This is a genomic window from Nocardia sp. NPDC059240, assembly GCF_042753865.1.
GTDB lineage: Bacteria > Actinomycetota > Actinomycetes > Mycobacteriales > Mycobacteriaceae > Nocardia.
Window position 1 is genome coordinate 21,930 of the sequence record NZ_JBHZAC010000014.1, and the last position, 24,559, is coordinate 46,488.

27 protein-coding genes are annotated in these 24,559 nt (G+C 65.8%); 10 read left to right on the plus strand and 17 right to left on the minus strand.

Features of this window, described 5'->3' with window-relative positions:
• The first annotated feature begins 22 nt into the window (after positions 1-22).
• Complete coding sequence (locus ACFXHA_RS37760) at positions 23-373, plus strand: hypothetical protein (RefSeq protein ID WP_379364887.1); 351 nt, start codon at positions 23-25, stop codon at positions 371-373.
• A 30-nt stretch (positions 374-403) separates the two neighbouring features.
• Here the strand turns inward: ACFXHA_RS37760 and ACFXHA_RS37765 are convergent, their stop codons facing one another.
• Both ACFXHA_RS37765 and ACFXHA_RS37770 read right to left on the minus strand, forming a co-directional pair.
• A complete protein-coding gene (locus ACFXHA_RS37765; RefSeq protein WP_379364888.1) occupies positions 404-1,756 on the minus strand; it encodes an oxygenase MpaB family protein in 1,353 nt (450 codons plus the stop codon).
• A gap of 4 nt (positions 1,757-1,760) precedes the next feature.
• Complete coding sequence (locus ACFXHA_RS37770; protein ID WP_379364890.1) at positions 1,761-2,780, minus strand: oxygenase MpaB family protein; 1,020 nt, start codon at positions 2,778-2,780, stop codon at positions 1,761-1,763.
• Positions 2,781-2,846: 66 nt separating this feature from the next.
• On the opposite strand from ACFXHA_RS37770, the gene ACFXHA_RS37775 reads away from it, so the two are divergent.
• A complete protein-coding gene (locus tag ACFXHA_RS37775) occupies positions 2,847-3,506 on the plus strand; it encodes a TetR/AcrR family transcriptional regulator (RefSeq protein ID WP_379364892.1) in 660 nt (219 codons plus the stop codon).
• A gap of 151 nt (positions 3,507-3,657) precedes the next feature.
• Here the strand turns inward: ACFXHA_RS37775 and hpnE are convergent, their stop codons facing one another.
• The 4 genes from hpnE to ACFXHA_RS37795 form a co-directional block, all read right to left on the minus strand.
• Positions 3,658-5,052, minus strand: coding sequence for a hydroxysqualene dehydroxylase HpnE (hpnE, locus tag ACFXHA_RS37780; protein ID WP_379364894.1), 1,395 nt, complete (start codon positions 5,050-5,052; stop codon positions 3,658-3,660).
• 71 nt (positions 5,053-5,123) lie between these two features.
• A complete protein-coding gene (locus ACFXHA_RS37785) occupies positions 5,124-6,506 on the minus strand; it encodes an LCP family protein (protein WP_379364895.1) in 1,383 nt (460 codons plus the stop codon).
• A gap of 326 nt (positions 6,507-6,832) precedes the next feature.
• Positions 6,833-7,243 (minus strand): hypothetical protein, encoded by a 411-nt coding sequence (locus ACFXHA_RS37790; protein WP_379364897.1) that lies wholly within the window; start codon positions 7,241-7,243, stop codon positions 6,833-6,835.
• Entirely contained in the window at positions 7,240-8,178 is a 939-nt protein-coding gene (locus tag ACFXHA_RS37795; RefSeq protein WP_379364899.1) for a helix-turn-helix domain-containing protein, read from the minus strand. The genes ACFXHA_RS37790 and ACFXHA_RS37795 overlap by 4 nt, the downstream gene beginning before the upstream one ends.
• Positions 8,179-8,808: 630 nt before the next feature.
• Here ACFXHA_RS37795 and ACFXHA_RS37800 point away from each other — a divergent pair.
• Positions 8,809-9,255 (plus strand): hypothetical protein, encoded by a 447-nt coding sequence (locus tag ACFXHA_RS37800; protein WP_379364901.1) that lies wholly within the window; start codon positions 8,809-8,811, stop codon positions 9,253-9,255.
• A gap of 81 nt (positions 9,256-9,336) precedes the next feature.
• Here the strand turns inward: ACFXHA_RS37800 and ACFXHA_RS37805 are convergent, their stop codons facing one another.
• The 3 genes from ACFXHA_RS37805 to ligD all read right to left on the minus strand — a co-directional run bounded on the left by ACFXHA_RS37805 (position 9,337) and on the right by ligD (position 12,381).
• On the minus strand, positions 9,337-10,740 hold the full coding sequence (locus ACFXHA_RS37805) for an amino acid permease (RefSeq protein ID WP_379364903.1): 1,404 nt from the start codon (positions 10,738-10,740) through the stop codon (positions 9,337-9,339).
• A gap of 195 nt (positions 10,741-10,935) precedes the next feature.
• Positions 10,936-11,421, minus strand: a complete 486-nt coding sequence (locus tag ACFXHA_RS37810) for a pyridoxamine 5'-phosphate oxidase family protein (RefSeq protein ID WP_379364904.1) — start codon at positions 11,419-11,421, stop codon at positions 10,936-10,938.
• 21 nt (positions 11,422-11,442) lie between these two features.
• Positions 11,443-12,381 carry a non-homologous end-joining DNA ligase gene (ligD, locus tag ACFXHA_RS37815; protein WP_379365311.1) on the minus strand — a complete coding sequence of 313 codons (939 nt, stop codon included), beginning with the start codon at positions 12,379-12,381 and terminating at the stop codon, positions 11,443-11,445.
• Positions 12,382-12,585: 204 nt separating this feature from the next.
• Between ligD and ACFXHA_RS37820 the strand changes: the two genes are divergently transcribed.
• Genes ACFXHA_RS37820 through ACFXHA_RS37830 form a run of 3 tightly spaced genes read left to right on the plus strand, consistent with a single transcriptional unit; the run spans position 12,586 to position 14,201 of the window.
• The gene (locus ACFXHA_RS37820) at positions 12,586-13,053 is read left to right on the plus strand and encodes a hypothetical protein (protein WP_379364906.1); all 468 of its coding nucleotides are present in this window, start codon (positions 12,586-12,588) and stop codon (positions 13,051-13,053) included.
• A gap of 27 nt (positions 13,054-13,080) precedes the next feature.
• The gene (locus tag ACFXHA_RS37825; RefSeq protein WP_379364908.1) at positions 13,081-13,233 is read left to right on the plus strand and encodes a hypothetical protein; all 153 of its coding nucleotides are present in this window, start codon (positions 13,081-13,083) and stop codon (positions 13,231-13,233) included.
• A 50-nt stretch (positions 13,234-13,283) separates the two neighbouring features.
• Positions 13,284-14,201 (plus strand): 2-hydroxyacid dehydrogenase, encoded by a 918-nt coding sequence (locus tag ACFXHA_RS37830; protein ID WP_379364909.1) that lies wholly within the window; start codon positions 13,284-13,286, stop codon positions 14,199-14,201.
• 65 nt (positions 14,202-14,266) lie between these two features.
• On the opposite strand, the gene ACFXHA_RS37835 is transcribed toward ACFXHA_RS37830, so the two are convergent.
• The 4 genes from ACFXHA_RS37835 to ACFXHA_RS37850 form a co-directional block, all read right to left on the minus strand.
• The gene (locus tag ACFXHA_RS37835; protein WP_379364911.1) at positions 14,267-14,866 is read right to left on the minus strand and encodes a hypothetical protein; all 600 of its coding nucleotides are present in this window, start codon (positions 14,864-14,866) and stop codon (positions 14,267-14,269) included.
• A gap of 198 nt (positions 14,867-15,064) precedes the next feature.
• Positions 15,065-15,901, minus strand: a complete 837-nt coding sequence (locus tag ACFXHA_RS37840) for an SDR family NAD(P)-dependent oxidoreductase (protein WP_379364912.1) — start codon at positions 15,899-15,901, stop codon at positions 15,065-15,067.
• A gap of 32 nt (positions 15,902-15,933) precedes the next feature.
• Entirely contained in the window at positions 15,934-17,376 is a 1,443-nt protein-coding gene (locus tag ACFXHA_RS37845; RefSeq protein ID WP_379364914.1) for a cytochrome P450, read from the minus strand.
• Entirely contained in the window at positions 17,373-18,905 is a 1,533-nt protein-coding gene (locus ACFXHA_RS37850; RefSeq protein WP_379364915.1) for a flavin-containing monooxygenase, read from the minus strand. Before ACFXHA_RS37850 ends, ACFXHA_RS37845 begins: the two co-directional genes overlap by 4 nt.
• A 132-nt stretch (positions 18,906-19,037) precedes the next feature.
• Between ACFXHA_RS37850 and ACFXHA_RS37855 the strand changes: the two genes are divergently transcribed.
• The 3 genes from ACFXHA_RS37855 to ACFXHA_RS37865 all read left to right on the plus strand — a co-directional run bounded on the left by ACFXHA_RS37855 (position 19,038) and on the right by ACFXHA_RS37865 (position 21,223).
• Positions 19,038-19,664 carry a TetR/AcrR family transcriptional regulator gene (locus tag ACFXHA_RS37855; protein ID WP_379364917.1) on the plus strand — a complete coding sequence of 209 codons (627 nt, stop codon included), beginning with the start codon at positions 19,038-19,040 and terminating at the stop codon, positions 19,662-19,664.
• 267 nt (positions 19,665-19,931) lie between these two features.
• Positions 19,932-20,726 (plus strand): hypothetical protein, encoded by a 795-nt coding sequence (locus tag ACFXHA_RS37860; protein WP_379364919.1) that lies wholly within the window; start codon positions 19,932-19,934, stop codon positions 20,724-20,726.
• Positions 20,727-20,770: 44 nt separating this feature from the next.
• The gene (locus ACFXHA_RS37865) at positions 20,771-21,223 is read left to right on the plus strand and encodes a hypothetical protein (RefSeq protein ID WP_379364921.1); all 453 of its coding nucleotides are present in this window, start codon (positions 20,771-20,773) and stop codon (positions 21,221-21,223) included.
• Between the two features lie 23 nt (positions 21,224-21,246).
• On the opposite strand, the gene ACFXHA_RS37870 is transcribed toward ACFXHA_RS37865, so the two are convergent.
• Together ACFXHA_RS37870 and ACFXHA_RS37875 are read right to left on the minus strand one after the other, a co-directional pair.
• On the minus strand, positions 21,247-22,092 hold the full coding sequence (locus tag ACFXHA_RS37870; RefSeq protein WP_379364923.1) for an RNA polymerase sigma factor SigF: 846 nt from the start codon (positions 22,090-22,092) through the stop codon (positions 21,247-21,249).
• 275 nt (positions 22,093-22,367) lie between these two features.
• Positions 22,368-22,823 (minus strand): hypothetical protein, encoded by a 456-nt coding sequence (locus ACFXHA_RS37875; protein WP_379364925.1) that lies wholly within the window; start codon positions 22,821-22,823, stop codon positions 22,368-22,370.
• A gap of 200 nt (positions 22,824-23,023) precedes the next feature.
• Here ACFXHA_RS37875 and ACFXHA_RS37880 point away from each other — a divergent pair, with 200 nt between their 5' ends.
• Complete coding sequence (locus ACFXHA_RS37880) at positions 23,024-23,473, plus strand: VOC family protein (RefSeq protein WP_379364927.1); 450 nt, start codon at positions 23,024-23,026, stop codon at positions 23,471-23,473.
• 3 nt (positions 23,474-23,476) lie between these two features.
• On the opposite strand, the gene ACFXHA_RS37885 is transcribed toward ACFXHA_RS37880, so the two are convergent.
• Positions 23,477-23,806, minus strand: a complete 330-nt coding sequence (locus ACFXHA_RS37885) for a hypothetical protein (RefSeq protein WP_379364929.1) — start codon at positions 23,804-23,806, stop codon at positions 23,477-23,479.
• Between the two features lie 104 nt (positions 23,807-23,910).
• Positions 23,911-24,465 carry a G/U mismatch-specific DNA glycosylase gene (gene mug, locus ACFXHA_RS37890; protein WP_379364931.1) on the minus strand — a complete coding sequence of 185 codons (555 nt, stop codon included), beginning with the start codon at positions 24,463-24,465 and terminating at the stop codon, positions 23,911-23,913.
• Between the last annotated feature and the right edge of the window lie 94 nt (positions 24,466-24,559).

A 24,559-nucleotide genomic window follows, 5' to 3' on the forward strand; every position in this document is an offset into this window, starting at 1 on the left:
CATGGCGAGGAGGTGTGACCGCATGGTCAATGACGTGGAGAAGCGGTGGAACGATCCGTCGATGCTGCGGCACGCCACCCAGTACGTACTGGCCGTGCTGGGTATCACCGCGGTCGGCGCGGTCATCGTCGTGGTGTGGGCTTCGGCGCGGCCGCAGTGCCTGAATGCCGGTGCGATGCTCTGCGATGCCACCTCCCGGGCAGTGGTCGGACTGGTGCCGGGCGGATTGCTACTCCTGGGTGGCATCGGCGCGCTGATACTGGCATTCCGCGCGTGGCGGAACGAGCGGGCCTGGCCTATCTGGCAGGGCGTGGGCTGGTTCCTGTTCACGCTCATGGTCGTGTACTTGAGCATCGTGGGGACCCAGAGCTGACCTATCGGATGCGTCCGACTCGTCGGCCCGTCAGATCGGACAGCGCGGAGTGTCGGCGGGAGTAGTGGCAGCGGTGTCGTGGTGGTCGAACGGAGTCCCGCGGATACCGACTTTCGCCGCGAGGTAACGCGCGATGCGGGTGTTGCGGTCCCACATGGGGTCGATGTGGCGGGCACGGCGGTTCATGCGCATGCGGGCGCCCGGCAGTCGATCGTCCAGGGCCCGGACCCGGACCTCCGTGGCGGCGGCGAGGCCGACGAGCTGCGAGTACGGGCGCAGGCGAACCGATTTCAGCGGGGTTTCTGCCAGCAGCGTGCGGACCAGAGGTTCACTGCTGTAGTAGGCGAGAGCTCCGAACAGGGGTGCGGTGGCCGCTATGCGAAGGCGACCGGTCGGTGTGGCATCGCTGAAGGACCGCGTAGCCGCGCCGGTCATGGTCGCCGTCCACTGCGGGGCCACTCCCGCGGTCGCCACCATGTAGTCGGCCTGTTCCATCCCTTCGGCGGCCGAGCGTGGGATCAGTTCCTCGGCCACACCGAAGACATACGCGATGTACGCCCAGTAGTGCATGACCGCGTCCAGTTGTGCGGTGGTGCAGCGGCGTCCGTGTGCATGATCGAAGCACATGGGTGAAAGACCGAAGGTGACGGCGGCCCCCATGGTGGTCGCATTGGAGATGGGATTGCCGTGTAGGGCGAAATGTTCGTCACCCCAGGTGCGCCGCAGCATCGCCCGCACCTGCGCGTGCATGAGCCGGACCCGGATGGTGTCGTGGAAGATCGGGTTGCCGCGTTCCAATGCCCGCGGCGCGGTGACGCTGCGGAACCACACGGACGATTCCAGGTTGCGGCGGTAGGGATCTCGGACGAAGCGCCCGGTCTGCCCGACGGCGGAGGCGACCTCCGCGCCGACGAAAGTGCCCATGAAATCCTGTACGCCCATCGCCATCTTCCCGGCGAGTGAGACGTTGATCCAGAGTCGCCGACCGTATTCCCACAGGTCGGGGTCGTACCAGTCCGGCGGATTGTCCAGTCGCGCGAACAGATTCACCATTTCCGGCAGCGGATCGTCGAGGCTGTCGATGCCGTGGGTGAGTGCCTGGTTCAGCATGCGCCGCCCGCCTGCGGAGCCCATGCGCCGGAACGCCGCGACCAACTCGTCCATGGGTTCGTCGCCCTGCCACAGATGGTCGGCCATGAGCCGGGTGCGCGGGGTGTCGACGGGTTCGCGGCGCACCTCGATCCAGGGTCCCAGCATGGCTTTTCGCGGTTCGAACCACAGGTCCGAGGCCACGGCGCGCGGCGGCGGCGGGCGCAGCGGCAGACCGGGCCGGTAGTAGTAATCGTAGGGGTGCGGTCGGGTGGCTTCGAGTCCCTGAGTCATGGTGTCAAAACCCTGTCAGCTGGCGGAATCTGGTGATCGGATCGGCGCCGCGGTCGGCGTGGACCGGGCAGTAGTGCTTGTTCTCGGCGCGGTGTTCGCCTACGGGCCACAGCATTTCGGGCACTTCGGGCGGTGCGAGCCGGGCAGGCCGGCGACCGGCGACGCGGCGCCGGGCGGCGTGGATGCGGGGGAAGAAGTATTTGATCCCGTCGGGTGTCACCCGATTCATCGCCGACAGCGTCCGGCACAGGCGATCGAAGCGCCGCTGGTCACGGGTGGTCCAGGTGAAGCCCATGGTGCGGCGGATCTCCGGATCGCACAGCCCGATGGTGACGAACCGGTAGAACTGGCCTCCGGCAGGCCGGATGAGATGCTCCCACAGCGGTTTCGGCAGCTGCCGGACCAGCGGGAACGGCGGCACCGGCACGGTGTCGACGAGGTGGAACACATCCCGCGCGGCCTGGGTCGCTTCCAAGGTGTCACGGCACATCGCCTGCCAATAGCGTTGGAAGGCGGCCCAACTCGTCGGCACCACCCGCATGCTCATGCCGTACATCTCGTACCACTGGTAATGCTCACGCCAGAGTTGTTCGCGCTCGGCCTCGTCGAGCCCGCCCATGAACAGGTCCGCGGCGCGCAGGTTCTGCATGAAGAACACCGCGTGCGCCCAGTAGAAGGTGCCGGGGTCGAGAGCGTGATAGCGGCGGCCCTGTGCGTCGACGCCCTTGATGTCGCGGTGGTATCCAACGATGTCGCGGGCCGTCTCGTGCGCCCGCTCGCCGTCGAAGACCACGCCGTAGATCGGATACAGCGAGCGCAGAATCCGCGGATAGAACTCGTCCCGCAGCTCGGAGTGGTATTCCACCCCAGCCCCGAGTCCGGGATGCATGTTCTGCACCATGCCGACGAACAGGGCGCTGGGCAGGAAGTAGAGGGATCCGAAGGTTTTCCAGGTCAGCGACTCCGGCCCGAGTGGCACCGGATCGTGGTGGGGGTCGCGCGCCGTTGCGCTGTGTGTCACCATGAATCCCACGCTGACACGAATAATTGCTCGCATTCAATTCGCATTCCGAATCTCCCCCGAAACGCCATGACATCGAAACGCCGCACCCCGAAACCCGCTGCCGCGCCGCCCCGCCGGACCCCGCAGCAGGATCGTTCACGGGCCATGGTGGCCCGCATTCTCGACGCCGGGCAGCGGGTGTTGATCGCCCACGGCTACGACGGGGCCTCCACCAATCGCATTGCCGCGGCGGCGGATATCAGTCCGGGTTCGCTGTATCAGTACTTTCCGAACAAGGACGCGATCGTGGCCGCCGTGATCGAGCGCTACACCCTGGAGGTGACCGAGCGCGTGCGCGCACGAGTGTTGTCTTACATCGGCAGTCCGCCGGAAATCTCTGTCCCGGAAACGATTTCCTACCTCATGGACGCCCTCGGCGACGATCGGGAATTACTGCGCGCGGTGGTCGAGCAGACCCCGCGTCTGGCCGCGGACGGTCCGGTGGCCGCCTTCGAACAGCAGATCGGCGAGCTCGCCCGGCTGACCCTCTCGATGCGCCAGTACCCGATCCCCGCCGACCTGGACCCCGATGCCACGGCGTGGATGCTGGTCCGCACGGTCGAGCATCTGACCATCCGCTACCTGCTGGACGGCCCGCCCATCCCGCGCGACCGCTTCCTGGCCGATATCACCCGCCTGATCCTCAACTTCTTCCGCGAGCCACCAGTGCGAACACAACGCGAATAGTTCGACCGGCCGGTCGAATTCGCCGGTCGGAGCTCGATCCGCGCCGGCAGTTCCACGGCCTGCGGCGCGCTCTGGGCTGTGCTCCCATCGTGGCCGACGGGTCGGTTCGGGTTCCATCCCGGCCGGCACCAGGGTAGGCACGCCGACGTCGTCAGTCGCCGCTACTCGTGACCCGCTCGACCGCGGAGATCGGGGCGGGTAGAGCCAGCAGGAGGTCCACAGCGCGGGCGGCGCTCTGGGCGGCACTTTCCATGGTGGCCGACCAGTCCGTTCGGGTCCAGTCGCCCGCCAGCACCAGGGTGGGTACCGACGTCCGCTGTGACGGGCGCAGGCCGTCGGTGCCGACCACCTGGGAGAAGGTGGCTCGCGGCATCGGAACCACCTGGGCGTGCAGCACTTTCGCATCGGCCGCATCCGGGTAGTAGCGGCGCAGCAGGGCCATCTGCTCGTCGACGACCGCGTGGTGGGGCTTGTGGATCTGCTCGTACGCGCCGCTGGTGGTCAGGCAGTAGAGCCAGCCGTTGAGGGTGCCGCGGCCGTGCATGCGCTGACGGTCGAAGACCTCGTCGATCACGCCCGCGCCGCCGATGAGGGCCTCCATCGCGGCCTGCGTGCCGAGTGGGCGGTCCAGGTAGAGGTTGGTGCTGACGATCGGGGTGTAACCGAGTTTGTCGGCGGCCGAATAGATTTCGTCGTGCTCGGGTAGGTCGTCGAGCAGGCCGCCGATGTAGGAGTTCGGGACCGCGCACACCACCGCGTCCGCGGGCTGCACCGCGCCGTCGGCGAGTTCGACACCGGTGACGGCACCGTTCTCGATGCGGATGCGCCGGGCCACCGCTCGATGCTTGACCGTCACCCCGTGCCGGTCGAACACCCGCTGTGCGCCCGAGACGAACAGGGTGTCCAGATCGGTGGTCGGGTAGCCGATGGTGACCGGTCGTAGTCGCTTGACGCCCAACCGGATTCCGGTCGCCAGCACATCCGCGAACACCTTGGCCGATTCCTGCCGCACCGGTTCGGCGGCGATGCCCAGGGCCAGCCAGTCCCAGAGGGCTTCGCGGGCGGTCTCGGGCATGCCCAGGCGGCGCAGCCATTGGTCGGTGGTGAGGTCGGCGAGGTCGGCGGGCTGACGCAGGCACTGCCAGCCCAGGCGCACGGTGGCGTTCGCGGCCCGCACGCGGTCGGCCGGGGTGGCGTCCGGATGCGCGCCGAACAGTGCGCGCACGGCCGGAAAACCCTTGGTGCCCATGGTGACCGTGCGCCCGCCCGGCCAGCGCAGCACACCGCGTTGCGGAAAGCTCACGTACTGCCGGGTGCCGACGCTGGTGAGATACCGGAACAGATGCTCATACCCGCTGGCGATCACATGCTGTCCGTTGTCGGCTATGTCCCGCAGTGGCGCGACCTCGAGGGCGTGGGTGCGCCCGCCCAACCGGCCCCGTCGTTCCAGCAGCGTCACCTGCTTGCCGGCCTCGGCCAGCCAGACCGCGGCCGCCAGTCCGGCCAGTCCACCGCCGATCACCACATACCGTCGCGGATCGTTCATCTGCACCCCTCGAACCAGTGCCTGCACCAAGCAAGCTACGCCCGCCGCGGGCATCACAGGCGCGAATGCGGTTACCGCACACAGGGAATGCCACCGGTGTCCATCTGGGACAGGTCGGTGGCGGCGGGTGCGTTCACGCCGGAAGCGGTGGCCGAGACCGGGGCGGGCGGGGTGGTCGACGTGGTCGGCGTGGTGGTGCGCGCGGCCGAGGTGCTCGGATCGGATTGGTCGGACACCAGATTCGCGATGGGTCCGCTGCGCGCGTCCGCGCCGAGGGTCAGCTGCACGGTCTGCTCCTCCACGGCGGCCGACTTGGTGGCGGTGAGCCCGAGCTGTGCGGCCAGGGCGGTCGCGGCGGCTTCGGCGCCGGTGCCGTAGGTCAGGGTGGTGGTGTCGCGAGCCGCGCCGGTGCCGGTGGTGCCGCGGGTGAATCCCCGAGTGGCCAGCGCGGTTTGGACTTGCGCGGCCAAGCCGTTCTGGCCGGAGCTGTTGACCACGTTGAGCACGACGCCGGACGCGTCGGGAATGACGGTGGTCGTGGTCGGCGGTGTCGTGGTGGTAGCGGCGTCGTCGCCGAGCAGGTTCGCCACGATGCTCTTGATCTCGCCGGTGTCGACGATATTGATCGACTCCCCCGCGTCGTCGGTCCCGAAGTCCTTGACCGGCAGCGTATACAGCGACACTCCCTCGCTGAACAGCGCCGATGCCCGCTGCGCGAACGCCAGCGGATCCAGATCCTTGTCGATGGCGGTGTTCTGCTTGGTGATGTCGAGCAGCGCCCGCAGCTTGCTGGGACTGTTGAGCGTGCCGCCGTCCTGCAGTTGCCGCAGCAGCGACACGATGAACGCCTGCTGCCGCCGGGTCCGATCCAGATCGGTGAACAGCGGCTGATCCGGGTCACGCCGTTGCCGCACGAACGCCATCGCCTGCGAGGCATCGATCTGCTGCTTGCCCTTCTTGAAATCGGCCCCCGAATAGCTGTCCTTCGTGTCCTCGTTGAGGCACACCGTGATCGGCTGCACCGCCTGCGCGATCTGGAAGAACGCGGCGAGGGTCACCTCGACGAAGTGATCGACGGGCACATCGCCCAGAAACTTGCCCACCGTGTTGCTCTCGGCCAGCCGCCCCGCATCTCGCGACTTCTGATCCAACTCCAGCGCGTCCTTGACTCCGGCGGCGGTGAGCTTGTCCTTCGCACGCGCATACGCGAACCCGTAGGCCTGCTTGATCTTTCCCTTACACGGAGAGGTGGCGCACGACGCCGAATCGAGCGTGACATAGTCATCACGAGGAATAGAAATAGCCGTAGATTTCGAACCATCCCCCGGAATGTGCACCAGAATCAGCACATTCGAATTGAACCCGCCCTCACTGTCATCCCCCGCATGCAACGCGTCATACATCTCCTGCGGCAACGGATTCCCATGCTCATCGAGCCGGCTGTCCAACCCCATGACCAGGATATTCTGCGTCTTCCCACTGGATTTCGGCCCACCCGGACTGATCCCCGAAACCGTCAACCCACTCAATTCATGGTTGTACTCCCGCCACGCCGCCCCCGTAGCCACCAACACCGCAACCGCCACCAACGCCATCACCGCCCGCCCTGCCACCATCACCCTCGACGACCGCTGCGGGCGATCCCGAGGACGTCTGGCAACGGGCGGGCGGGGTCTGGATGTCCCCTGCACCCTCTGCGCCCGTAACGGCACCGTTGCAGGATCGAACGCACCCGAACCCCGCCCCCGACGATCCCGAGCATGCGTCATGCCCACCGAGCCTAGCCGCGCACCCCCACCGGCAACACCAAAAACCGTGGCGCATCAAGACAATCGAGCGACTGTCCCGGGACCAAACCACTGTTCGGATCGAGGATCGCCACCTCGTCTACCAGGTTGGATGTCCAACCCAATTCATCCGAGCTACACAGCATCCCGTAAGAGGACTTCCCCCGGAAATTCCCCCGCCGCATCTTCTTCTTACCCGGTAGCCGAGCACCCGGAGGAGCGGCCGGAACCAACTCCCCCACGATGTCACGCCGCTCACCGCCAAAAACAACCTGATGCTTGGGACCATCGCCTAGGTCGATCGTGGCCAACCAGATGCGCTCGGCATTCGGATGTTCCCGTACTTCCAAGACACGCGCGACGACAACGCCGCGCGTAAGTCCTTCACAGGTTGAGTCGTTCATTCACCGATACCTTTCTTTGTTTCGAGGGTCAGTCGATCAAATGTCGTCGACGCGAGGGCCCGATGACGCCTATCCATCAGTGAGACGCCGACGTAGGCCGAGTTAGGCGACTCGGTGAAACCGATCCAGCCGTCACTGCCGATGTACTCTTCGACGTACTGATAGAGGATCGGACTCTGTTTGCGCAGCTGGGCGACATCGAGTCTGAACAAGCAGAATCCCGCGTAGAAACCTTGAACCGCAACGCTGAAACTGCATCGATCGATCTCCGACGAGCTCAGCCCGTACTGCTCGAGCAGCGTCCGGAACTGTTCCACATAATATGCCCGCCGCGGCATCTCCGGCGAGAGCACGAACCGATAATGGCGCCCGCGAGCCAAGTTCTGTGCAACGATATCGAAGAAATTGCCGGCCGCCACACCCTGCTCGATGCCGCCTTCCACCGTGACGAGATCTTCCGCCAGATCCATTGCGGCGATGCGACTTTCCTCGCTGAATTGCTCCAATTCGAGCGCTTGATAATGATCCAGCATTCCGGCGAATGTGAGCGGACGCTTCGCAGCATCCTGCGCCGCCACCCCGATGCGCTGCGCGAGGATCGCGCCGATCTTCGCTACGAAAGCGGACTGCACGGCAGCGTCGGCACGAGCCGAAGCGAGACTTGCCTCCATGTAGCGAGCAATCGGCCCGTAATCGAGTGTCCCGCTTGCTCCCGCGACACTGTCCTCGCCGAACATGAGGTAGTCCAACGACACCCCGAACAGGTCGGCGATCGCGACCAGCTTGTCCACGCTGGGGTTGTTCTGCCCCTTCAGATACTGCGAGAGCGCCGCCGTCGTGATACCAAGATCGATACTGAGTTGCTTGCGGTTGCCGCTGTAGTCGCCGGCCTCGATGAGATGCTTGAGCGTCTCGGCGAGCTTGATCTCACGCATGGCCACCTCTCCCGGGGACACGGCCTGTCACGTCAAGCACAACTTACTCTTCGCGATTCATTGTTCAAGCGTTACTTGACGAAGTGCCACGGGCGCGTCACCGTGGAGGCATCGGAATCGGTGCCCGAGCGGGCGTTTGATACCCGAGACGAGGCCACCTTGTAGGGCGGGAGGAGGTGCCTCCGATGAAGTGATTCGCATTTCCGGGGCGCAGACCCACACACACCATCACCATGGGCGGGGACTCTACTTCGCCGACCGATGATCGAATTCGGCGGCACGCATGGATACCTTATGCCCAAAATATCCGAATCACATGCGATTCGGACTTTCTATTCAGCGTGCACAGATTGCCCGGACCTTTGTCCGAGCGACGGCAATCGGCTCCGAACGAAGAGAACCGTCATGCCACACAGCATTCCACAATACTGCCCTCAGTGCGGTAGTCCAATCGAATCCGAACAACCGCCGATACCGGATCGCCCGGCACCGATGCCCGTAGCGCCGATCGCCTCCGAACCCATTTACTGGACGCCCACCGAGCGGGTGCGGAAGCGGCCGCGCAGGTTTCCGCGGCGCGGTTCGGTGACCGGCAGGGTCATCGGCACACCGGATCGCATCATCATGGGTGTGCCACAGCCACTCTGGTTCGTGCTGCCCATGCTCATGTTGTTGTGCGAGCAGCCCTATGTCCCCGATTCGGTGCTGCCGAGTTTGGGGGCGACGATCGTCGCGGCCGGGGCGCAGCGCCGGTTGGTGCGGAGCCGATCCCGGTGGGTGGCGCGGCTTTTCGGTCGGTTGTCGCCGTGGCAGCAGCGTTGGGGGATGCTGCTACGGCTCGTAGACGACGAGGGCAGGAAGTGGGAGTCACGATTCCTGCCGGTCCGGGCGATGACGGTGGAGGCGAACTGTCCGGTGTTCACGAAGGGGTGGATCACCGGCGCCGGGGACCTGCTGATCTGGGAGTTGACCGATATCCAGACCGGCGCGCATCGTGTGAGCCGCAGGTTGGCGGTCTGGCCGATTGTCGTTGTCAGCGTGTTGATCATGGCACTGACTGCGAGCGCGGTGCTGTGAGGGTCGAGAAACACCGATGGTGTAATCGCTACGGGGGGTAGCGATTACACCATCGGACCGAGATACGGTAGAAAACCGCTGCTAGGCAGCGGTTTTCGTGTGTTTGCGGGAGAGCAGGGGGTAGCCGGCGCAGACCAGGACGCCCCAGGCGACACCTACGGCGAGGGCGCTGCGGCCGTCTTCGGTGAAGAAGAGGAGGACTACGACCAAGGCGAGGAAGGCCAGGGCGAGGGCGGTGGTGTAGGGCGCGCCGGGGAGGCGGTAGTCGCTGGCGGGGAGTTCGCCGCGGTTGACTCGGAGGCGGTAGAGGAGGTGGCAGATCAGGATCATGCCCCAGACGAAGATGATGCCCATGGTGCTCACGGAAGTGATGTAGCCGAACGCCTTTTCCGGGGAGAAGTAGTTGACGGCTACGCCGATCACCATGACCGCGGCGGAGACGGCGATGCCGACGGCGGGGACCGAGCGGGGGCTCAGGGCGCCGAGGGCGGCGGGGGCTTCCTCGCGTTGGGAGAGGCTGCGCAGCATGCGGCCGGTGGAGTAGATGCCGGAGTTGCACGAGGACAGGGCGGCGGTGAGCAGGACGAAGTTGATGATGCCTGCCGCGCCGGGGATGCCGATCTGTTCGAAGACCTCCACGAACGGGCTGCGACCCGCGTGGAAGGTTCGCCAGCTCGACACCGACATGATGACGATCAGCGCGCCGACGTAGAACAGGCCGATGCGGAAGGGCAGGGTGTTGATGGCCTTGCGCAGGGTGCGCTTCGGGTCGCGCGCCTCACCGGCGGTGACGCCCACCAATTCCACACCGACATAGGCGAATACCACGATCTGCAGGGCGAGCAGCGCCTGTCCGAAACCGTTGGGGAAGACACCGCCGTCGTTCCACAGGTTGGTGACGGTCGGGTTGGTGGCGTGGCCGAAGTGGAAGATCAGCACGCCGACGCCGATCACGATCATGGCCGCGATGGCGGTCACCTTGATGGCGGAGAACCAGAATTCGCCCTCGCCGAACAGTTTCACCGACACCAGATTGGCGATGAACATGATGCCCAGCACCACCAGCGCGGTGACCCACTGCGGGATGTCGAACCAGTACTGGACGTACTTGCCCGCCACGGTGATCTCGGCCATGCAGGTCGCGACCCACACCGCCCAGTAGGTCCAGCCGGTGGCGAAACCCGCGAAGCGGCCCAGGAATTCGTTCGCGTATTCGGCGAAGCTGCCGGTGACCGGGCGGTAGGTGAGCAGTTCGCCCAGCGCCCGCATGATCACGAAGATGGCCAGGCCCGCGGCCAGATAGCAGAGGATCAGTGCCGGGCCGGCCTTCTGGATCGCCCCGCCCGCGCCATAGAACAGGCCGGTGCCGATCGCGCCGCCGATGGCGATCATCTGAATGGTGCGCGGCGACAAGCCGCGCGAATATCCCTCATCGTCTCCGGGCGTCGTACCGGTGTCCGGTAGCTCCCTTTCCGAGGCTGTCAAATGCGGTTCCTCTCACGTGCGTGCGGCCGGAACCCCAGCATTGGTGATCGGGAGATGCCGGCCGCACCGAGCTTGCCGACGGATTGCCGTGCTCGGTCCAACGGCGTGTCACGCTACCGGAGAGGTATTCGCCGTCACAGTTACCGGCACACGTGGTGTCGCCGGGGATCGCATCGGGAGTTGCCGGGAGGTGCCTCAGCCTGCTTCATCGATGAGTTCGAGGCCGGTGACGACCTCGGTCTCGATCCGGATGATGTGATCCATCGGCAGATTGATCCACGGGTCCAGCAGGGTCTCGTAGCGCTGTACCTGTTCCGGATCCATGACCACGCGCGCGACGCCGGTGACGATCACGCTCCAGCCCTGCCGGGTGTGTTCGTCGAAGGAGTCGGCCTCGTAGGCCACCACCTGGCCGTCACCCCGCAACAGGCTTGCGCCCAGATGCGCGCGCACCACCACGACGTCCTCTTCGACGATGTGATTGACCGGTCTGATAATCGGAAGTCCACGGCGCGAGTACACGATTCGTCCGTATTGCGCGCTCGCCAGCCGTTTCAGTGCATCGGCAGCCGAGAGCTCGCGCAGCTTTCGTGCCCCTACGCCGCCCATGATTTCGATTGTGGTCCCTCCGCCGCGAATACGCCAATTGCGTTGTCGCGTGCCATGGTTCATGGTCAGCATCGGTCCGGCTGCGCCGGAGCATCAGCGCAGCGGCGGCACCGCGACCATGGCGGGCGGTTTGTCGGTCCGCAACCCCTTCCAGCTGGGCATGCGCAGCCGTTCGCCCGAGAACTCGCGGTATTCGACATCCGCGACCAGGATCGGCTCCACCCAGTGCCAGCCGCCCGCACCGGCTTCCGTCGGGGGCTTCTCGAAAGGGCTTGCGTCGACTTCGATCTCGTTCAACGCATCGCGCAGGATCCGGCGCGCGGCCTGGGTGAATCCGGTGCCCACATTGCCGATGTAGACCAGTCGCCCGGTGTCGTCGTGCGCACCGAGCACCAGAGATCCGAAACTCGCCCCGAAAGCACCGGATCCGGGTGTCCAGCCCGCGACCACCACTTCGGTGCGTTCCCGCAGCGGGGTTTTGATCCAGGCGGGCGAACGTCGCCCGGGCAGATAGACCGAATCCGTCCGTTTCGAAACGATGCCCTCGATCCGATGTTCGCGCGCCACCTCCAGCAAGCTCTCGGCATCCGTATCGACCCAGTGCGGCGGCACCGAAAGCGGCACAGGCAGATCCAATTCCGCCAGCCGCACCCGCCGTTCGAGATAGGGCTGCCGCATGATGTCAACCCCGTCGACGGTCAGCAGATCGAAAACGAAGAACCGCACCGGCACGTCCCCGATCAACTGCTCCCCCGGCCGCGCCACATGCATCCGCCGCTGCAACAACCCGAACGACGGCGCCCCACCCCGATCCAACGCCACGATCTCCCCGTCGAGAATCAGCGATCCGTTGTCGGGCAACGCTTTCAAAGCGGCCACCACCTCGGGATAGGCCGCGCTGACGTCGTTGCCGTTGCGACTGAAGAGCTGCCCCTCCCCGCCTCCGGCGAGCGCGATGATCCGAACCCCGTCCCACTTCATCTCGAATGCCCACCCGGGCCCCTCCGGCGGCCGGCCCCCGGTCGCCAGCATGGGCGACGGGCCACGGCGAACAGACGCGGCCACCCCGGCCGCTACCCGCGCCGACTATCCGACATAACGGACATGCCCTGAAGTTTGCTACCAGATAGCCATCATTCGAACGCGGCGCGCCGAACAGCGCCGAAACCGCCGAGACTCACCGACAACCCGCCGTCGCACGGGTTTGACCCGACCAGCAGCGGGCATGTCCCCGATATGTTGACAATCATCGGGCTCATCGCTCTGCTGGGTGCTGTGACGGTGGGGGTGGCCGGAGTGCAGGCCAACAGCGGTGACAGCCATACCGTGGCGGGCGGCTTCACCGTTTTCGATCACACCTACGGGGGATCCTCCGGATTGCTGTTCGCCTACGGGATTCTCGTCGGCGCGATCGGCACCGCGGGGTTCATCCTGGTGCTCGCCGGGGTGTGGACCACCTCGCGGCGCGGTGTGGTGGCGCGGCGCGAGCTGCGGCATTCACGGCGCGAAATGGCGGCCGCGCGAAAGGAACTCGCGAAACCGGCACCCGCGGCCAAGCCTGCGCGTAGCGTGGATTCGCCCCGGCAGCCGGTGGTTCCCATGACCAAGACGCCGCAACGCCGCTTCACGCTGCCGACCTGGTCGGTCAACCTCTTCCGCAAGACTCCGGGCGCACCCGCCAAAACCGAATCCGTCACCAAGTAGGACTCCGGTCCGCCAGAGGAACACCGCATGCTCGCCGTGCTCGGCCTCGCATTACTCGACGCCGGCTGGCTGCTCGCCACCCCGGCCTGCACCTCGCTCGGAATCATCGTGCTGACCGTGGCATTGATCCGCTGGCTGCTCGGCGCGCCCGCCCGGTACCTCGCCCATCCCCGCTATTGACTCCCGACCGCGCCGACCGGCATTCGCCCCGGTCGGCTAGCGTCGCAGTCATGACGGTGACGGTGCTGGTTCCCGACGAACACGGTTTCGCGGCGGTCTCGCGACTGGAAGGGGCGCGGGCGCTGCGTTATACGCTCGGCGAGCCGCTGCCCGCCGGAGCCGACGAGGCGGAAGTCTTCGTGCCCACCTTCCTGGCCGCCAAGCCTGAAACGGTGACGTTGGCCCGGTCGCTGCCGAAACTGCGCCTGGTGCAACTGCTCACGGCCGGCGCGGAAATGTGGGTGGGCAAGCTGCCCCCCGAGGTGATGATCTCCACCGGTCGCGGCGCGCACGGCGCGAGCACCGCGGAATGGGCGATCACCGGATTGCTCACGGTGTACCGGGAATTCACCGAATTCGCCGTCGCCCAGCGCGAGCACCGGTGGACGCAGCATCGCACCGATACGTTGCACGGCAAGCGGATCCTGCTCATCGGGGCGGGCGATCTGGCCATCGAGCTGCGGCGGATGCTGGAACCCTTCGACACCACCGTTGAACTGGTCGGTACTCGCGCGCGTGACGGCGTACACGGAGTCGACGAAATTCCGGAGCTGCTCCCCCATTTCGACGCGGTCGTGCTCATGGTGCCGGTCACCGCGGCCACCGTCGGGATGGTGGACGCCGAATTCCTGTCCCGGATGCCGGACGGTGCCATCCTCGTGAATGCCGCGCGCGGCCCCGTCGTCCGCACCGACGACCTGCTGCGCGAGCTGGAATCCGGCCGCCTGCGCGCCATTCTCGACGTCACCGATCCCGAACCCCTGCCCGCCGACCATCCGCTCTGGGACGCCCCCGGCCTGCTGCTCACCCCGCATGTCGGCGGCAGCAGCTCGGGGAACCTACAGCGCGGCTGGAAGGTCGCCGCCACCCAGATCGGCCGCTACGTGGCCGGTGAACGCCCCCAGAATCTCATCGACGGCGAGTACTGATCCAGCGCAACCGATCTCGGCGCGGGCCCCAGTCTTGGGCCGAACCGCGCCGGGGTTCGACGTCGCTACAACGTGTCCTTGCCGATCGGCCGGTTGATCCCCCGCCACTCGCGCTCCCAGCGCGCATAACGCCGGGCATCGAACACGGTCCCGGTGAACCACACCAACGCCGCCGCCGCACACCAGGTTTCGACGAGCACCGCGAGCCCCGTCCCGATCCCCTCCGCGGCCGCGGCCCCCGGCCGGGACGGCGCGAGCGTCGGCTGCCCGTCCTTGACCCATAACCCCACCTTCGCCCCGGCGGCCTGCGGCCCGGGCACATCGACCGTGGCCGTGGCGGTCTTACCGTCGATAACCCATTGCACCGGAGCCTGATACCGCTCCGGATGCCCCGCATACCGGTCGGTATCCGGCACCTGCACGGCATCCGCCGTCTCCGTCGCACTGACCCGCGTCTTCCCCGCATCCTGCGCCGCGATCCGAGCCTGAGCGCCCGTATAACTCACCGTCCCGATCGCGCCCGAAACCGGCACCGCGGCAGCCACCACAACCACCGCCACCGCCCGCAACACCACCTCGACCCGATCCGAGACGCGCATCAGCGAATTGGTGTTCCACGGCCGCACGCGCCACAAGCGCGTCGGCAAGGGAGGACGCATCGACACCTGGACCGCCTCTCTCCACGCGTCGTCTTACCTACTACATCGGTAGCTGTACCCAGGTTGATACGCCTTGAACCGGGGGAACGTCAAGGTCACAGCGTTGCAGATTCCTCACGCGGCCGCCGGATTCCACCTTTGCTCCAACTTTGAGGGTTTCGGCGACCCCATCGCCCAATCTGGTGGTCACCGGCCGGGCTGCATCTACGTCGTCGTGCGATCGCGGCGACCGAGGCTCGAGGTGTTGAGGATGCGGCGGGCGAGTGGCATCGCGGGGCGGATCAGGTCGAAGTAGTGAGTCGGCAGCGCTGTCGCGAGCAGGTGGATCAGGTGCGCGTCGGCACCGATGAGGATGCGGGAGCGGCCGCGTTCGACCCCGGTGTGAATTGTTTCGGCGGCCTGTTCCGGCGAGGTCCGCGCGATCGCACTGAAATTGCGATGGAACAACTCGGGATCGGTGTTGCCCAGTGCGTCGACGCGGACCCGCCCGGAGCGCGTGATGGGTGTGTCGATGCCGCCCGGGTGCACCACGACCGCATGCACACCGGTGCCGTGCAATTCGTGGCGCAGTGCTTCGGTGTAGCCACGGACTGCGAATTTCGATGCGCAGTAAGCGGTTTGGGTGGGGAAGGCGATCAGACCGAGCAGGCTGGAGACATTGACCACCACACCGGATCGCTGCTGCACCAGCCGTGGCAGGAACGCCTGGGTACCGTGCACGACACCCCAGAAGTTGATGTCCATCAGCCATTTGTCGTCCTCGTGGATCGCGTCGACGGCGTGCTGCGACACGACGACGCCCGCGTTGTTGACGACCGCGGCCAGCGGGGCGGGCGCCCACTCCCCGACTTGCCGCGCCCAGTCGAATTGTGCGGCGCGATCACGAACGTCGAGCGATCGCGACAGGCACGCCCCGGGAATCAGCGCGACGGTTTCGGCGAGTCCCGCTGCGTTCCAGTCGGTCAGGGCGAGCGGACATCCGATGGCGGACAGCCGCAGGGCCAGGGCTCGCCCGATACCGGACCCGGCGCCGCTGATCACGACCGTGCCTCCCGCGAGCCTGGTATGGGCCATTACGCACTCGCCGTATGCGTCCCAGACCCGCGCCGCCTCACGACCATCGGCAGTCCGCCCCGGGGCCGCAGGGTCGTGGCACCTTCTTCGAGGACGGCCCAGCCCGGCGCCGAGTCCAGCAGGTATCGCTGACTGGTCGCCGCGGCGATGAGAACGCCTTCCATCAGCGCGAATTGGGATCCGATGCAGATGCGACGGCCTCCGCCGAAGGGCACGTAGGCCCCGCGCGGCCGATCTTTGCCCGCACCGGGCAGGAAGCGGCTCGGGTCGAAACTGGTCGGGTCCGGCCAGATGTCCGGATCGCGATGGATCTCGTGGGTCAGCACGATGACCGTGGAGCCCGCGCGCACCCGGTAGCCGCCCAGCACGTCGTCCTGGTGCGCGGTGCGCATGGCGAGGTAGACCGGCGGGTGGATGCGCAGCGCTTCGCTGAAACACGCCTTGGTCCAGGGCAATCGATCGATGTCGGCGGCGGTCGGCAGCCGCCCCTGCAACACCTCGTCCACCTCGTCGAGCAGGCGGCGGCGCGCAGCGGGATTCTCGGCCAGCAGATGCCAGAACCAGCTCAGACCCGAGGCGCTCGTCTCGTGGCCGGCGCCGAGGAATGTCACCGCCTGTGCCATGACCTCGCGGTGCGTCAATCGGTCGGATTTGTGGTCCTCGGCCTCGAGAAGCATGGCGAGGAAGTCGTTTCGCGAGACCCCGGCATCACGCCGATCGTCGATGCGCCGCTGCACCAGCGCATCCAGCTGCCGTAGGCGGCGGGCGATGCGGCGGTAACGCCAGTGCCCGTGCGCGGCACTGTCCAGCCGCATCCGCGGCAGGGCCGCCGACACCCAGACCGCGGGCGATGCTCCGATCAACAGCATGTCCTCGAGCACCTCGGTGATCGCAGCGCCGGTCTCGGCGATCTCGGCTTCCGATAGATCGGTGCCGAACAGGGTCTCGGCCGCGATCTCCAAGGTGACGCGCATCATCTCCTTCGCGATATCGATGGTCTCGCCGTCCCGAATCCGGTTCCAGCGCTCGGTCATCGCCACGATGCGCCGAGTCATGTTCTCCGCCAACGGATCCAGCCGCCGCTTCGCGAACATCGGATTGATCATCTTGCGGTCGCGCTGCCAGCGCGCGCCGCGGCTGGTCACCAATCCGGTCCGGAGACCGAGCGCCGGAATGTCGTATTCCTCGCCCTTGCTGTAGATATCCTGCCTGGAAATGAAGACGCGCTCGGCGTCCGCCGCCCGGCTCACGAACACGAACTCGGCAATCCCGGGCGCATACACCCGGACGGTGGGCCCGAACCGCTGAAACTGCTCGTGCAGGACCGGAACGATATTCCGGCGCATCCCGGACATCACGGTCGGAAGCCGGTGGATGCCGAGTGTGGGCGGCAGCGGGTAATCGGCGGGGTCGACAGGGCTTTCCAGAGCAACGCCGCTCATTGCGGTCCCCCTTGTGCGGGTTCGATCGAGTGGACTCGGGACGGGACTGCTCCACCCCGGGCGAATTCGTAGTCATCGAGATCGAATCGATTACTGCGCCAGTAGGTTTCGACCGTCGTATGGGGCCGCAGCGGCACGTCGCCGTGTTCGGTGAAGTAGTAACTGTTGGACTCCGCGCAACTGTCTTGCCAGAAGACCTGATGGCTGCGGCGGGCGAGCATCTCGGCGAAGTAGCGGTCGTTGGCCTGCCGGGTCACCTCGATGAGATTCGAACCCGTTGTACGCGCATGGCGCAGACACCGCAGGATGTGGGCGCTCTGGGCCTCGATCAACGTGAAATACGAGGCCCCGTTGTATCCGTACGGGCCGAAAATCGAGAAATGATTGGGGAATCCGGGCACGCTCACACCGTGATATGCCTGGTAGCGATTCTCGCCCCACCACTGTGACTGCTCGATCCCGCCGCGGCCGCGCAAGACGTAGGTCGGCATCGTGCCGGACTCGAAAACCTTGAACCCCGTCGCCAGGATGAGCACATCGAGGCCGTGCAGTAGGCCGTCGGCCGTGTACACCCCGTCCGCACAGATCCGGGTGATCGAGTTGGTCTCGAGCTGAACGTTGTCGCGGTTGAACGTCGCGTAATAGTCGTTGTGGAAACTCGGCCGTTTACAGCCGGGCGCATATCGAGGAGTCAGCTTGTCCCGCACAACCGGATCGTCGACCCGGCTGTGAATGTAGGCCCGGGCAAGGCTTTCGAGCGAACCCGACCCGGGTATGGCGGTGAAGTAGTGCCCGGCCAGCGGGAAGGTCACCTCGACGAATCCCTGACTCGCCCACCGCGCGAGCCCGCGTACTCCAGGGATGTAGCGCAGCGCGCGCCGCGCTCGATCCGACAGCGCGAAGTCGGGCTTCGGCAGGCACCAGATCGGGGTGCGCTGAAAAACGGTGAGGTGCTCGACATTCGGCGCGAGTGACGGGATCAACTGGACGGCCGAAGCGCCGGTTCCGATAATGCCCACGCGTCGACCCGCGAGGTCTCGGGTGTGATCCCAGCGCGCGGTATGCATGGTGAGACCGGCGAACTCGTCGACACCGGGGATGTCGGGCCGCTTCGGCTGCGTCAGCACACCGGAGGCGTTGATCAGAAAGCGCGCCGTCAGTTCGGTCCCGGCCGAGGTGGACAGCCGCCAGAGATTGGCTCGCTCGTCGTACACGGCCGTCGTGACCGTCGTCGCGAACCGGATGTTCCTTCGCAGCTTGTACTTGTCCACGCAGTGAACCGCATACGCCCGCAGCTCACGTCCCGTCGCGTAACTGCGCGACCAGTCGTCCCGCTGCTCGAAAGAGAACTGGTAGCTGAAGGACGGAATATCCACCGCCACACCAGGATAGGTATTCCAGTACCACGTACCCCCGACGTCGTCACCGGCCTCGAGAATCAGGAAGTCGGGAAAACCGGCCTGCTGCAGCTTGATCGCGACACCGATGCCCGAGAAGCCCGCGCCGACGATGACGATTTCCCGGTCCATCGCGGACCCCTTCCCTCGCCACTACCTTGCATAACACGATAAACAGATAGTGTCGATCTGTCATTCATGAAGTTGTTTTGCCTGGTGAAGCCAGTCAACAGTCACTGACACGAACCGCTAGAATCGGCCGTCATGGCACGGAAACGCCCGACTGAGCGCCTCGAACTCGACACTGCTGATCGGATCGTCGACGGCGCGCTCAAGGCGGCCGAGCACTACGGACTGCGCCGACTCACCATGGATCAGATCGCCAGGTACGCAGGCATCGCCCGCGTTACGATCTACACGCACTTCCCGAACAAAGACGCGATCGTCAGCACCGGCGTCGCACGCGAACTCGAGCGCGTACTGGCCCAGATCCAAGCAGCGGGCGAGAACATGACCGACCCCCACGAACGATTCGTCGAGCAATTCACCTTCGCGTTCGGCTGGCTGCGCGACAATCCGTTGCTACAGCGCCTGATCCGCACCGAACCGGAGACCATCCTCCCCTACGCCGCATACGACAGCCCGTACCTGCTCGTCGGTCGAAACTGGCTGGCCCAGCAACTGAACTCGATGTTCGCCCCGGCCGGGACGACGTCCGACGCCGCACCCGATTTCGATGACGCGGCCGAACTGACAGTCCGCGTCGTGCAATCGCTACTGCTCAGCCCACTGTCGAACTACACCCTCGACAACGATGACGAGATCCGCACCCTCGCCCGCCGCTGGCTGCTCCCGATCGTCGAGCGAGCGTCGGCGGGCGCGAAAAATTGAGGGCGGCCGGCATCGGTGTGCGCCCGGCATGATCGAGCCGGGACGCGTCGCACCCAAATGAATTGGTTGTCAGCTATTTTCGCATCGTTAACGAACTTCCTGGTCTCGACGATCTTGATCGTCGAGTGGGCCACCGCAACGAGCGGATGAGCTCGGGGTAGAGAACCGGGGGTTGCGATGACGAGGGTGTCACCGAGACGGGGGCTGCTGAAGATTGTTCGAAACAGGCTGTCCCGCCTCGCCTTGGTGGTCGCGACGCTACCGGTGATGGCGTCCTGCGCGATCTGGCCGGGCGCGCACGCGACTTCGACCAGCGATCTTGTCGTCCCTTCCGGACTGCTCGATGATTTCTCGGCGCTGCGGACGCAAACCCACGGCCAGGTCGGGTTGGCGCTGCTGCCGGTGGGCGGCAATCGGCCTGTCACACTGGGCGATTGGTCCAACGGAGTGGCGTGGTCCACGATCAAGATACCGCTGGCGATCGCCGCATTGCGGCACCAGGCGAGCGGGCTCGGCGACAACCTGACCGCGGCGATCACGGCCTCGGACAATGACGCCGCATACGCTCTGTGGCAGTCGCTCGGCACACCCGAGCAGGCTGCGGTGGCCGTCGAGACCGTTCTGCGCGAATCCGGCGATGCCGCGACCGACGTCGCCGACCGCCACAACCCGGCCAACCACAACTGGGCCGCCGACTCTCTCGCTTTCGGCACCACCGTGTGGTCGCTGACGAACCAGGTGCATTTCGCTTCCCGGCTGCCGTGCCTGCGGGACGCCGATCCGGTGGAGAAGTTGATGGGTCAGGTCGTCCCCGTTCAGAGCTGGGGTCTGGGCAGCTTTCTGGGTGCCCGGTTCAAGGGCGGCTGGGGGCCCGACGACACCGGCGGCGGGTACTCGGTCCGGCAACTCGGTCTGCTGGCCACGCACTCCGGCACCCTCGCCGTCGCCCTGGCCGCGCACGTGGATTCGGGTGGATTCGACGACGCGGCACTCATCGGGACGCGCATCGCCACCATCGTCGCCCAATATCTCGGTCAACTCAACGGTGGGAGCTGCGCATGATGTCCGATCGAATCCGAGGGCGGCGGCTCCGCAGATTCTCCGCGATGATGCTACTCGCGCCGGCTGTGCTGTTCACGAACGGCTGTTCGGATGATTCCGACACATGGGCTGTTCCGCCGACCGCCTGGAAGCCCGCCGTCGAATCACCCTGCACGGCACCGATCGTCGGGCCGGGCATCTGGGACAAGAACATAGTGGAACTCGTGGATCTCTCCGGTGACAATGTGCTGACCTACAGCACCGTCCACTTGCACCAGACACCTCAGCAGACGTGGAGCGCCACGTGCGGACCACCGTTGGCTGCGCCGCTCGCGCCGCATGTGACCATCACGGCCAGAACTGATTCCGCGATGTGCGGGGCTCGCACCTCCCCGCCAGAATGCACCGTGGATGCCATGAAATCCACGGCGGCCCAGTGGAACTCACGAGCTCCGATCGCGGCTATCCAGTTCGAGCACCAGAAGATAGCCGCCATCGAGGAACAGGGCACCCAATGATCGGCGGACATGCGCGAAATGACTTATCGCACCGCACCGACTTCGAATTGTTCGGCGTTCGTTCCGAGCGCTTGATCGTGCAGTCGCCGCAGGGTTCTGGTGAGGATTCGTGATATCTGCATCTGCGAGACACCGAGGCGCTCGGCGATCTGCGCCTGCGTCTGTGATTCGAAGTAGCGCAGCACCAGGATCTGCCGCTCACGCACGGGTAGCCGAGCGATCAAGGGCCGCACGGCCATCGCGTCCTCGGTGAGCCGATAGCACGGTTCTTCGGCACCCAGGGTGTCGAGCACCGACGACGGCGCGCTCTGCTCCTCCGCCTGGGTGAACCGATCCAGCGATTCGGCACGAAAGGCGTTGCGGGCGACCAGCGCCTGGGTAACCGTGCTCGGATCCACCCCGAGTTCCAGGGAGATCTCCCGCGCGGTCGGCAAGCGACCGAGCCGCTGGGCCAGCACCTCGGTGACGGGACCGATCCGGCCGTGAATCTCCTTGAGGCTGCGGGGAACTCGCAGCGCCCAGGCGTGGTCGCGGAAATGGCGGCGCACCTCGCCCATGATGGTGGGCACCGCGAAGGCCAAGAAGGTGCTGCCGCGGCTCACGTCGAACCGGTCCACGGCCTGAATCAATCCGAGCAGTGCGACCTGCTGCAGGTCTTCGAGTTCTTGGCCGCGACCTGCGAAGCGCCGAGCAATATGGTCGGCCAACGGCATACACAGCCGCAGAATCTCGTTCCGCAGCACGGGCTTACGCGGATCTCCGCCGGTCATTGCGGCGAGTTCTTCGAACCGCGGCTCGATATCGTCGTAACTGTCGGCCGGTCGGGTTTTGGGCTTCATCCGGGTCGATCGAGCTGTGGTCGTGCTCATCGGGCATCCCTCGATTGTGAATTCGCCTCGGGCACACATGAATTGCCCGAGTGATCGAATCGTGATCCTGCCGATTCTTTGACAAGACGCGACGGCTATCGCTGATCGCGGCCCATCCGGACGGCGATCCCGAGGCGCACTGACGTCGTCGTCCCGGCTGATTGCCCGGTGGCGCAACTCGTATTCGGTCGCGCACCTTCCGGCAGCGATATCCGACCGATAACAATCGGGTACCCGTTTCGTGCCGCGCTAACCATTCGGCTCGATTCTCCCGGTCACCATTCCCAGTGACCGGTCCGACGACGATCGAAACACACGACCATTCGGTATGTCTCCAACGCCTGGTCGGCTCGGTAGTCGATGCTCAGCCCGTCGACCATCGACTCCAGCAGATGTCGGCTCAGACTGTTCTTCGGCAGGACATCAGCGGTACTGGTGAGCGCGGACACTCGGACCTCGACCCGATGCCGGTCGTAGCGCAGAGCGCACGCAACCTCTACTCCCTCCGCGGCTCCTACCAACGCGGTCACGATCTCGTCGATGGCCACGCGCACGTCGGCGACGACATCGAGCGTGAAATCCGCTGTCAACAACACGGTTTCGACGACCGATCGCAACATGGGAAGCATCTCCGCCCGCGCGGCGACGGTCACCCCGATCGTTCCCGTGTGCGAGAGACCGAAATCCGGGATCCAGTCGTCCGCACCATTTTCGCGTGGCGATTCCTGCATAGTGCTCCGCCCTCCTGCCACGCGCCGTGAAGCCCTGCACCTACCGCTTCCCACTGATTAACCCACAGAAGGTGGATCAATCCTTGTCCCGGCCTGGAATCGGCGATAGGAGTGGGATACCGCGTCGGTGAGCGGTCATCGGCCGGGAGAGTGCGACCATGGATTCTCGACTCGGCAAGAGCACCAGGGCAAGGAGTGTCATGGCGGTAAACGTGGTCTCGCAGCTCAACTTTCGCGGGCAGGCCCGTGAAGCGTTGACGTTCTACCAGTCGGTGTTCGGCGGCGAGCTGGTGCTCATCACCTACGCGCAGGCGCAGATCGTGCCGGTCTCCACCGAGGCCGCCGACCACGTCATGTGGGGACAGCTGGCCGCCGACAACGGATTGTGGGTGATGGGCTACGACGTGCCCGCCCACACGCCCTTCGACCGCGGCGACAATTCGTTCTTCCTGGCTTTGCGCGGCGATCTGCCCGAGGAGATCACCGAGTTCTGGAACAAGCTCGCCGTCGACGCGAAGATCGTGGTCCCGCTCGGACCAGCCCAATGGTCACCGCTGTACGGAGTGCTCAGCGACAAGTTCGGCATCACCTGGATCCTCGACATCTTCCGCGAACCCTCCGACCAGCAGACAACGCCCGTCATCGACTGACCATCAGCAGTGCTCCTCGACATACAACATTCGCCGATCCGGATCGGCACGGAACTCATGCGCCAGAAAACGACCTGTCGCCGTGCCGCCGCCCGGCCCGAGGTAGTGGCCACTGATCTCGCTCCACAGCCGCGGACGTTCCGCGTCGGCGACCAGGCGGGGGTGCGTGCCGCCGCGTTCGCCGAGTATGACGACAGCCGTCGAATCGTGCAGCAGTCTTCGGGCCACACGCAGATCGATCCGCCGCCGGCGGAGCCGCCAAGTGATGCCGGCGTCATCCTGCAGCTCTACCGGCTGTTTCAGCCTGTCGGGATTGGTGTGGAAGTCCTGCATGCCTCGAGTATCCGGCAGACAACCGGGCCTGGTCATGCCGTTATCGACGGGGCCGCGCTCCGAGAATCGCTCCGCACCAACACATCCCGTCTCGACATCGGCGGCTATTGCGCCTCACGCAGGGCCCGGAATTCCGTCGCGAGGGCGTCGAGGGTGTAGTGGGCGTTGAGGCCGCTGGGGTTGGGCAGGACCCAGATCGCGGTTTCGCCGATGCCTTCGGGTTGGGGCCCGATGGTGGCGCGCGGATGAGCGAAGGCCGTGCGGTAGGCGCCGATGCCGAGGACAGCCAGGACTCGGGGGCGATACCGCTCGACGCGATCGACCAGCGCGCGCCCGCCGACCCGCAGTTCGTCGGCGGTCAGTTGGTCGGCTTTGGCGGTCGTGCGGGCGGCCACATTGGTGATTCCCAAGCCCAATCCGAGCAGTTCCCGCTGCTCGTCGGGGCGCAGTTGCCGTGGCGTGAACCCGGACCGATGCAGCGCGGGCCAGAACCGATTTCCCGGTCGGGCGAAGTGCATTCCGGTCGCGCCGGACCACAGGCCGGGATTGATTCCGCAGAACAGCACGCGCAAGTCGGGGCCGATCAAATCGGGAATGGTCTTGTCCTGCGCCGCAGCCAATTCCGCGGGCGACGGCCGATGCGACGAACCAGAACTCATGCCCACAGTCTGGCGGGTCCCAACCGAAAGCCTGCCGCAGGGGTCCCGCGTATTTCTCGGTAATCGATATAGCCTCGAAGCATTTCCGCGAGCG

Bases quoted from the DNA above. Each gene is read 5' to 3' on its own strand.
- ACFXHA_RS37880 (WP_379364927.1), top strand. From the start codon at position 23,024: ATGGCGGTAAACGTGGTCTCGCAGCTCAACTTTCGCGGGCAGGCCCGT.
- ACFXHA_RS37850 (WP_379364915.1), bottom strand. From the start codon at position 18,905: ATGGACCGGGAAATCGTCATCGTCGGCGCGGGCTTCTCGGGCATCGGT.
- ACFXHA_RS37885 (WP_379364929.1), bottom strand. From the start codon at position 23,806: ATGCAGGACTTCCACACCAATCCCGACAGGCTGAAACAGCCGGTAGAG.
- ACFXHA_RS37865 (WP_379364921.1), top strand. From the start codon at position 20,771: ATGATGCTACTCGCGCCGGCTGTGCTGTTCACGAACGGCTGTTCGGAT.
- ACFXHA_RS37775 (WP_379364892.1), top strand. From the start codon at position 2,847: ATGACATCGAAACGCCGCACCCCGAAACCCGCTGCCGCGCCGCCCCGC.
- ACFXHA_RS37820 (WP_379364906.1), top strand. From the start codon at position 12,586: ATGTTGACAATCATCGGGCTCATCGCTCTGCTGGGTGCTGTGACGGTG.
- ACFXHA_RS37765 (WP_379364888.1), bottom strand. From the start codon at position 1,756: ATGACTCAGGGACTCGAAGCCACCCGACCGCACCCCTACGATTACTAC.
- ACFXHA_RS37770 (WP_379364890.1), bottom strand. From the start codon at position 2,780: ATGGTGACACACAGCGCAACGGCGCGCGACCCCCACCACGATCCGGTG.
- ACFXHA_RS37790 (WP_379364897.1), bottom strand. From the start codon at position 7,243: ATGAACGACTCAACCTGTGAAGGACTTACGCGCGGCGTTGTCGTCGCG.
- ACFXHA_RS37795 (WP_379364899.1), bottom strand. From the start codon at position 8,178: ATGCGTGAGATCAAGCTCGCCGAGACGCTCAAGCATCTCATCGAGGCC.
- ACFXHA_RS37855 (WP_379364917.1), top strand. From the start codon at position 19,038: ATGGCACGGAAACGCCCGACTGAGCGCCTCGAACTCGACACTGCTGAT.
- ACFXHA_RS37875 (WP_379364925.1), bottom strand. From the start codon at position 22,823: ATGCAGGAATCGCCACGCGAAAATGGTGCGGACGACTGGATCCCGGAT.
- ACFXHA_RS37830 (WP_379364909.1), top strand. From the start codon at position 13,284: ATGACGGTGACGGTGCTGGTTCCCGACGAACACGGTTTCGCGGCGGTC.
- ACFXHA_RS37760 (WP_379364887.1), top strand. From the start codon at position 23: ATGGTCAATGACGTGGAGAAGCGGTGGAACGATCCGTCGATGCTGCGG.
- ACFXHA_RS37825 (WP_379364908.1), top strand. From the start codon at position 13,081: ATGCTCGCCGTGCTCGGCCTCGCATTACTCGACGCCGGCTGGCTGCTC.
- mug (WP_379364931.1), bottom strand. From the start codon at position 24,465: ATGAGTTCTGGTTCGTCGCATCGGCCGTCGCCCGCGGAATTGGCTGCG.
- ACFXHA_RS37860 (WP_379364919.1), top strand. From the start codon at position 19,932: ATGGCGTCCTGCGCGATCTGGCCGGGCGCGCACGCGACTTCGACCAGC.
- ACFXHA_RS37785 (WP_379364895.1), bottom strand. From the start codon at position 6,506: ATGGGGTTGGACAGCCGGCTCGATGAGCATGGGAATCCGTTGCCGCAG.
- ACFXHA_RS37870 (WP_379364923.1), bottom strand. From the start codon at position 22,092: ATGAGCACGACCACAGCTCGATCGACCCGGATGAAGCCCAAAACCCGA.
- ligD (WP_379365311.1), bottom strand. From the start codon at position 12,381: ATGCTGGCGACCGGGGGCCGGCCGCCGGAGGGGCCCGGGTGGGCATTC.
- ACFXHA_RS37845 (WP_379364914.1), bottom strand. From the start codon at position 17,376: ATGAGCGGCGTTGCTCTGGAAAGCCCTGTCGACCCCGCCGATTACCCG.
- ACFXHA_RS37810 (WP_379364904.1), bottom strand. From the start codon at position 11,421: ATGCTGACCATGAACCATGGCACGCGACAACGCAATTGGCGTATTCGC.
- hpnE (WP_379364894.1), bottom strand. From the start codon at position 5,052: ATGAACGATCCGCGACGGTATGTGGTGATCGGCGGTGGACTGGCCGGA.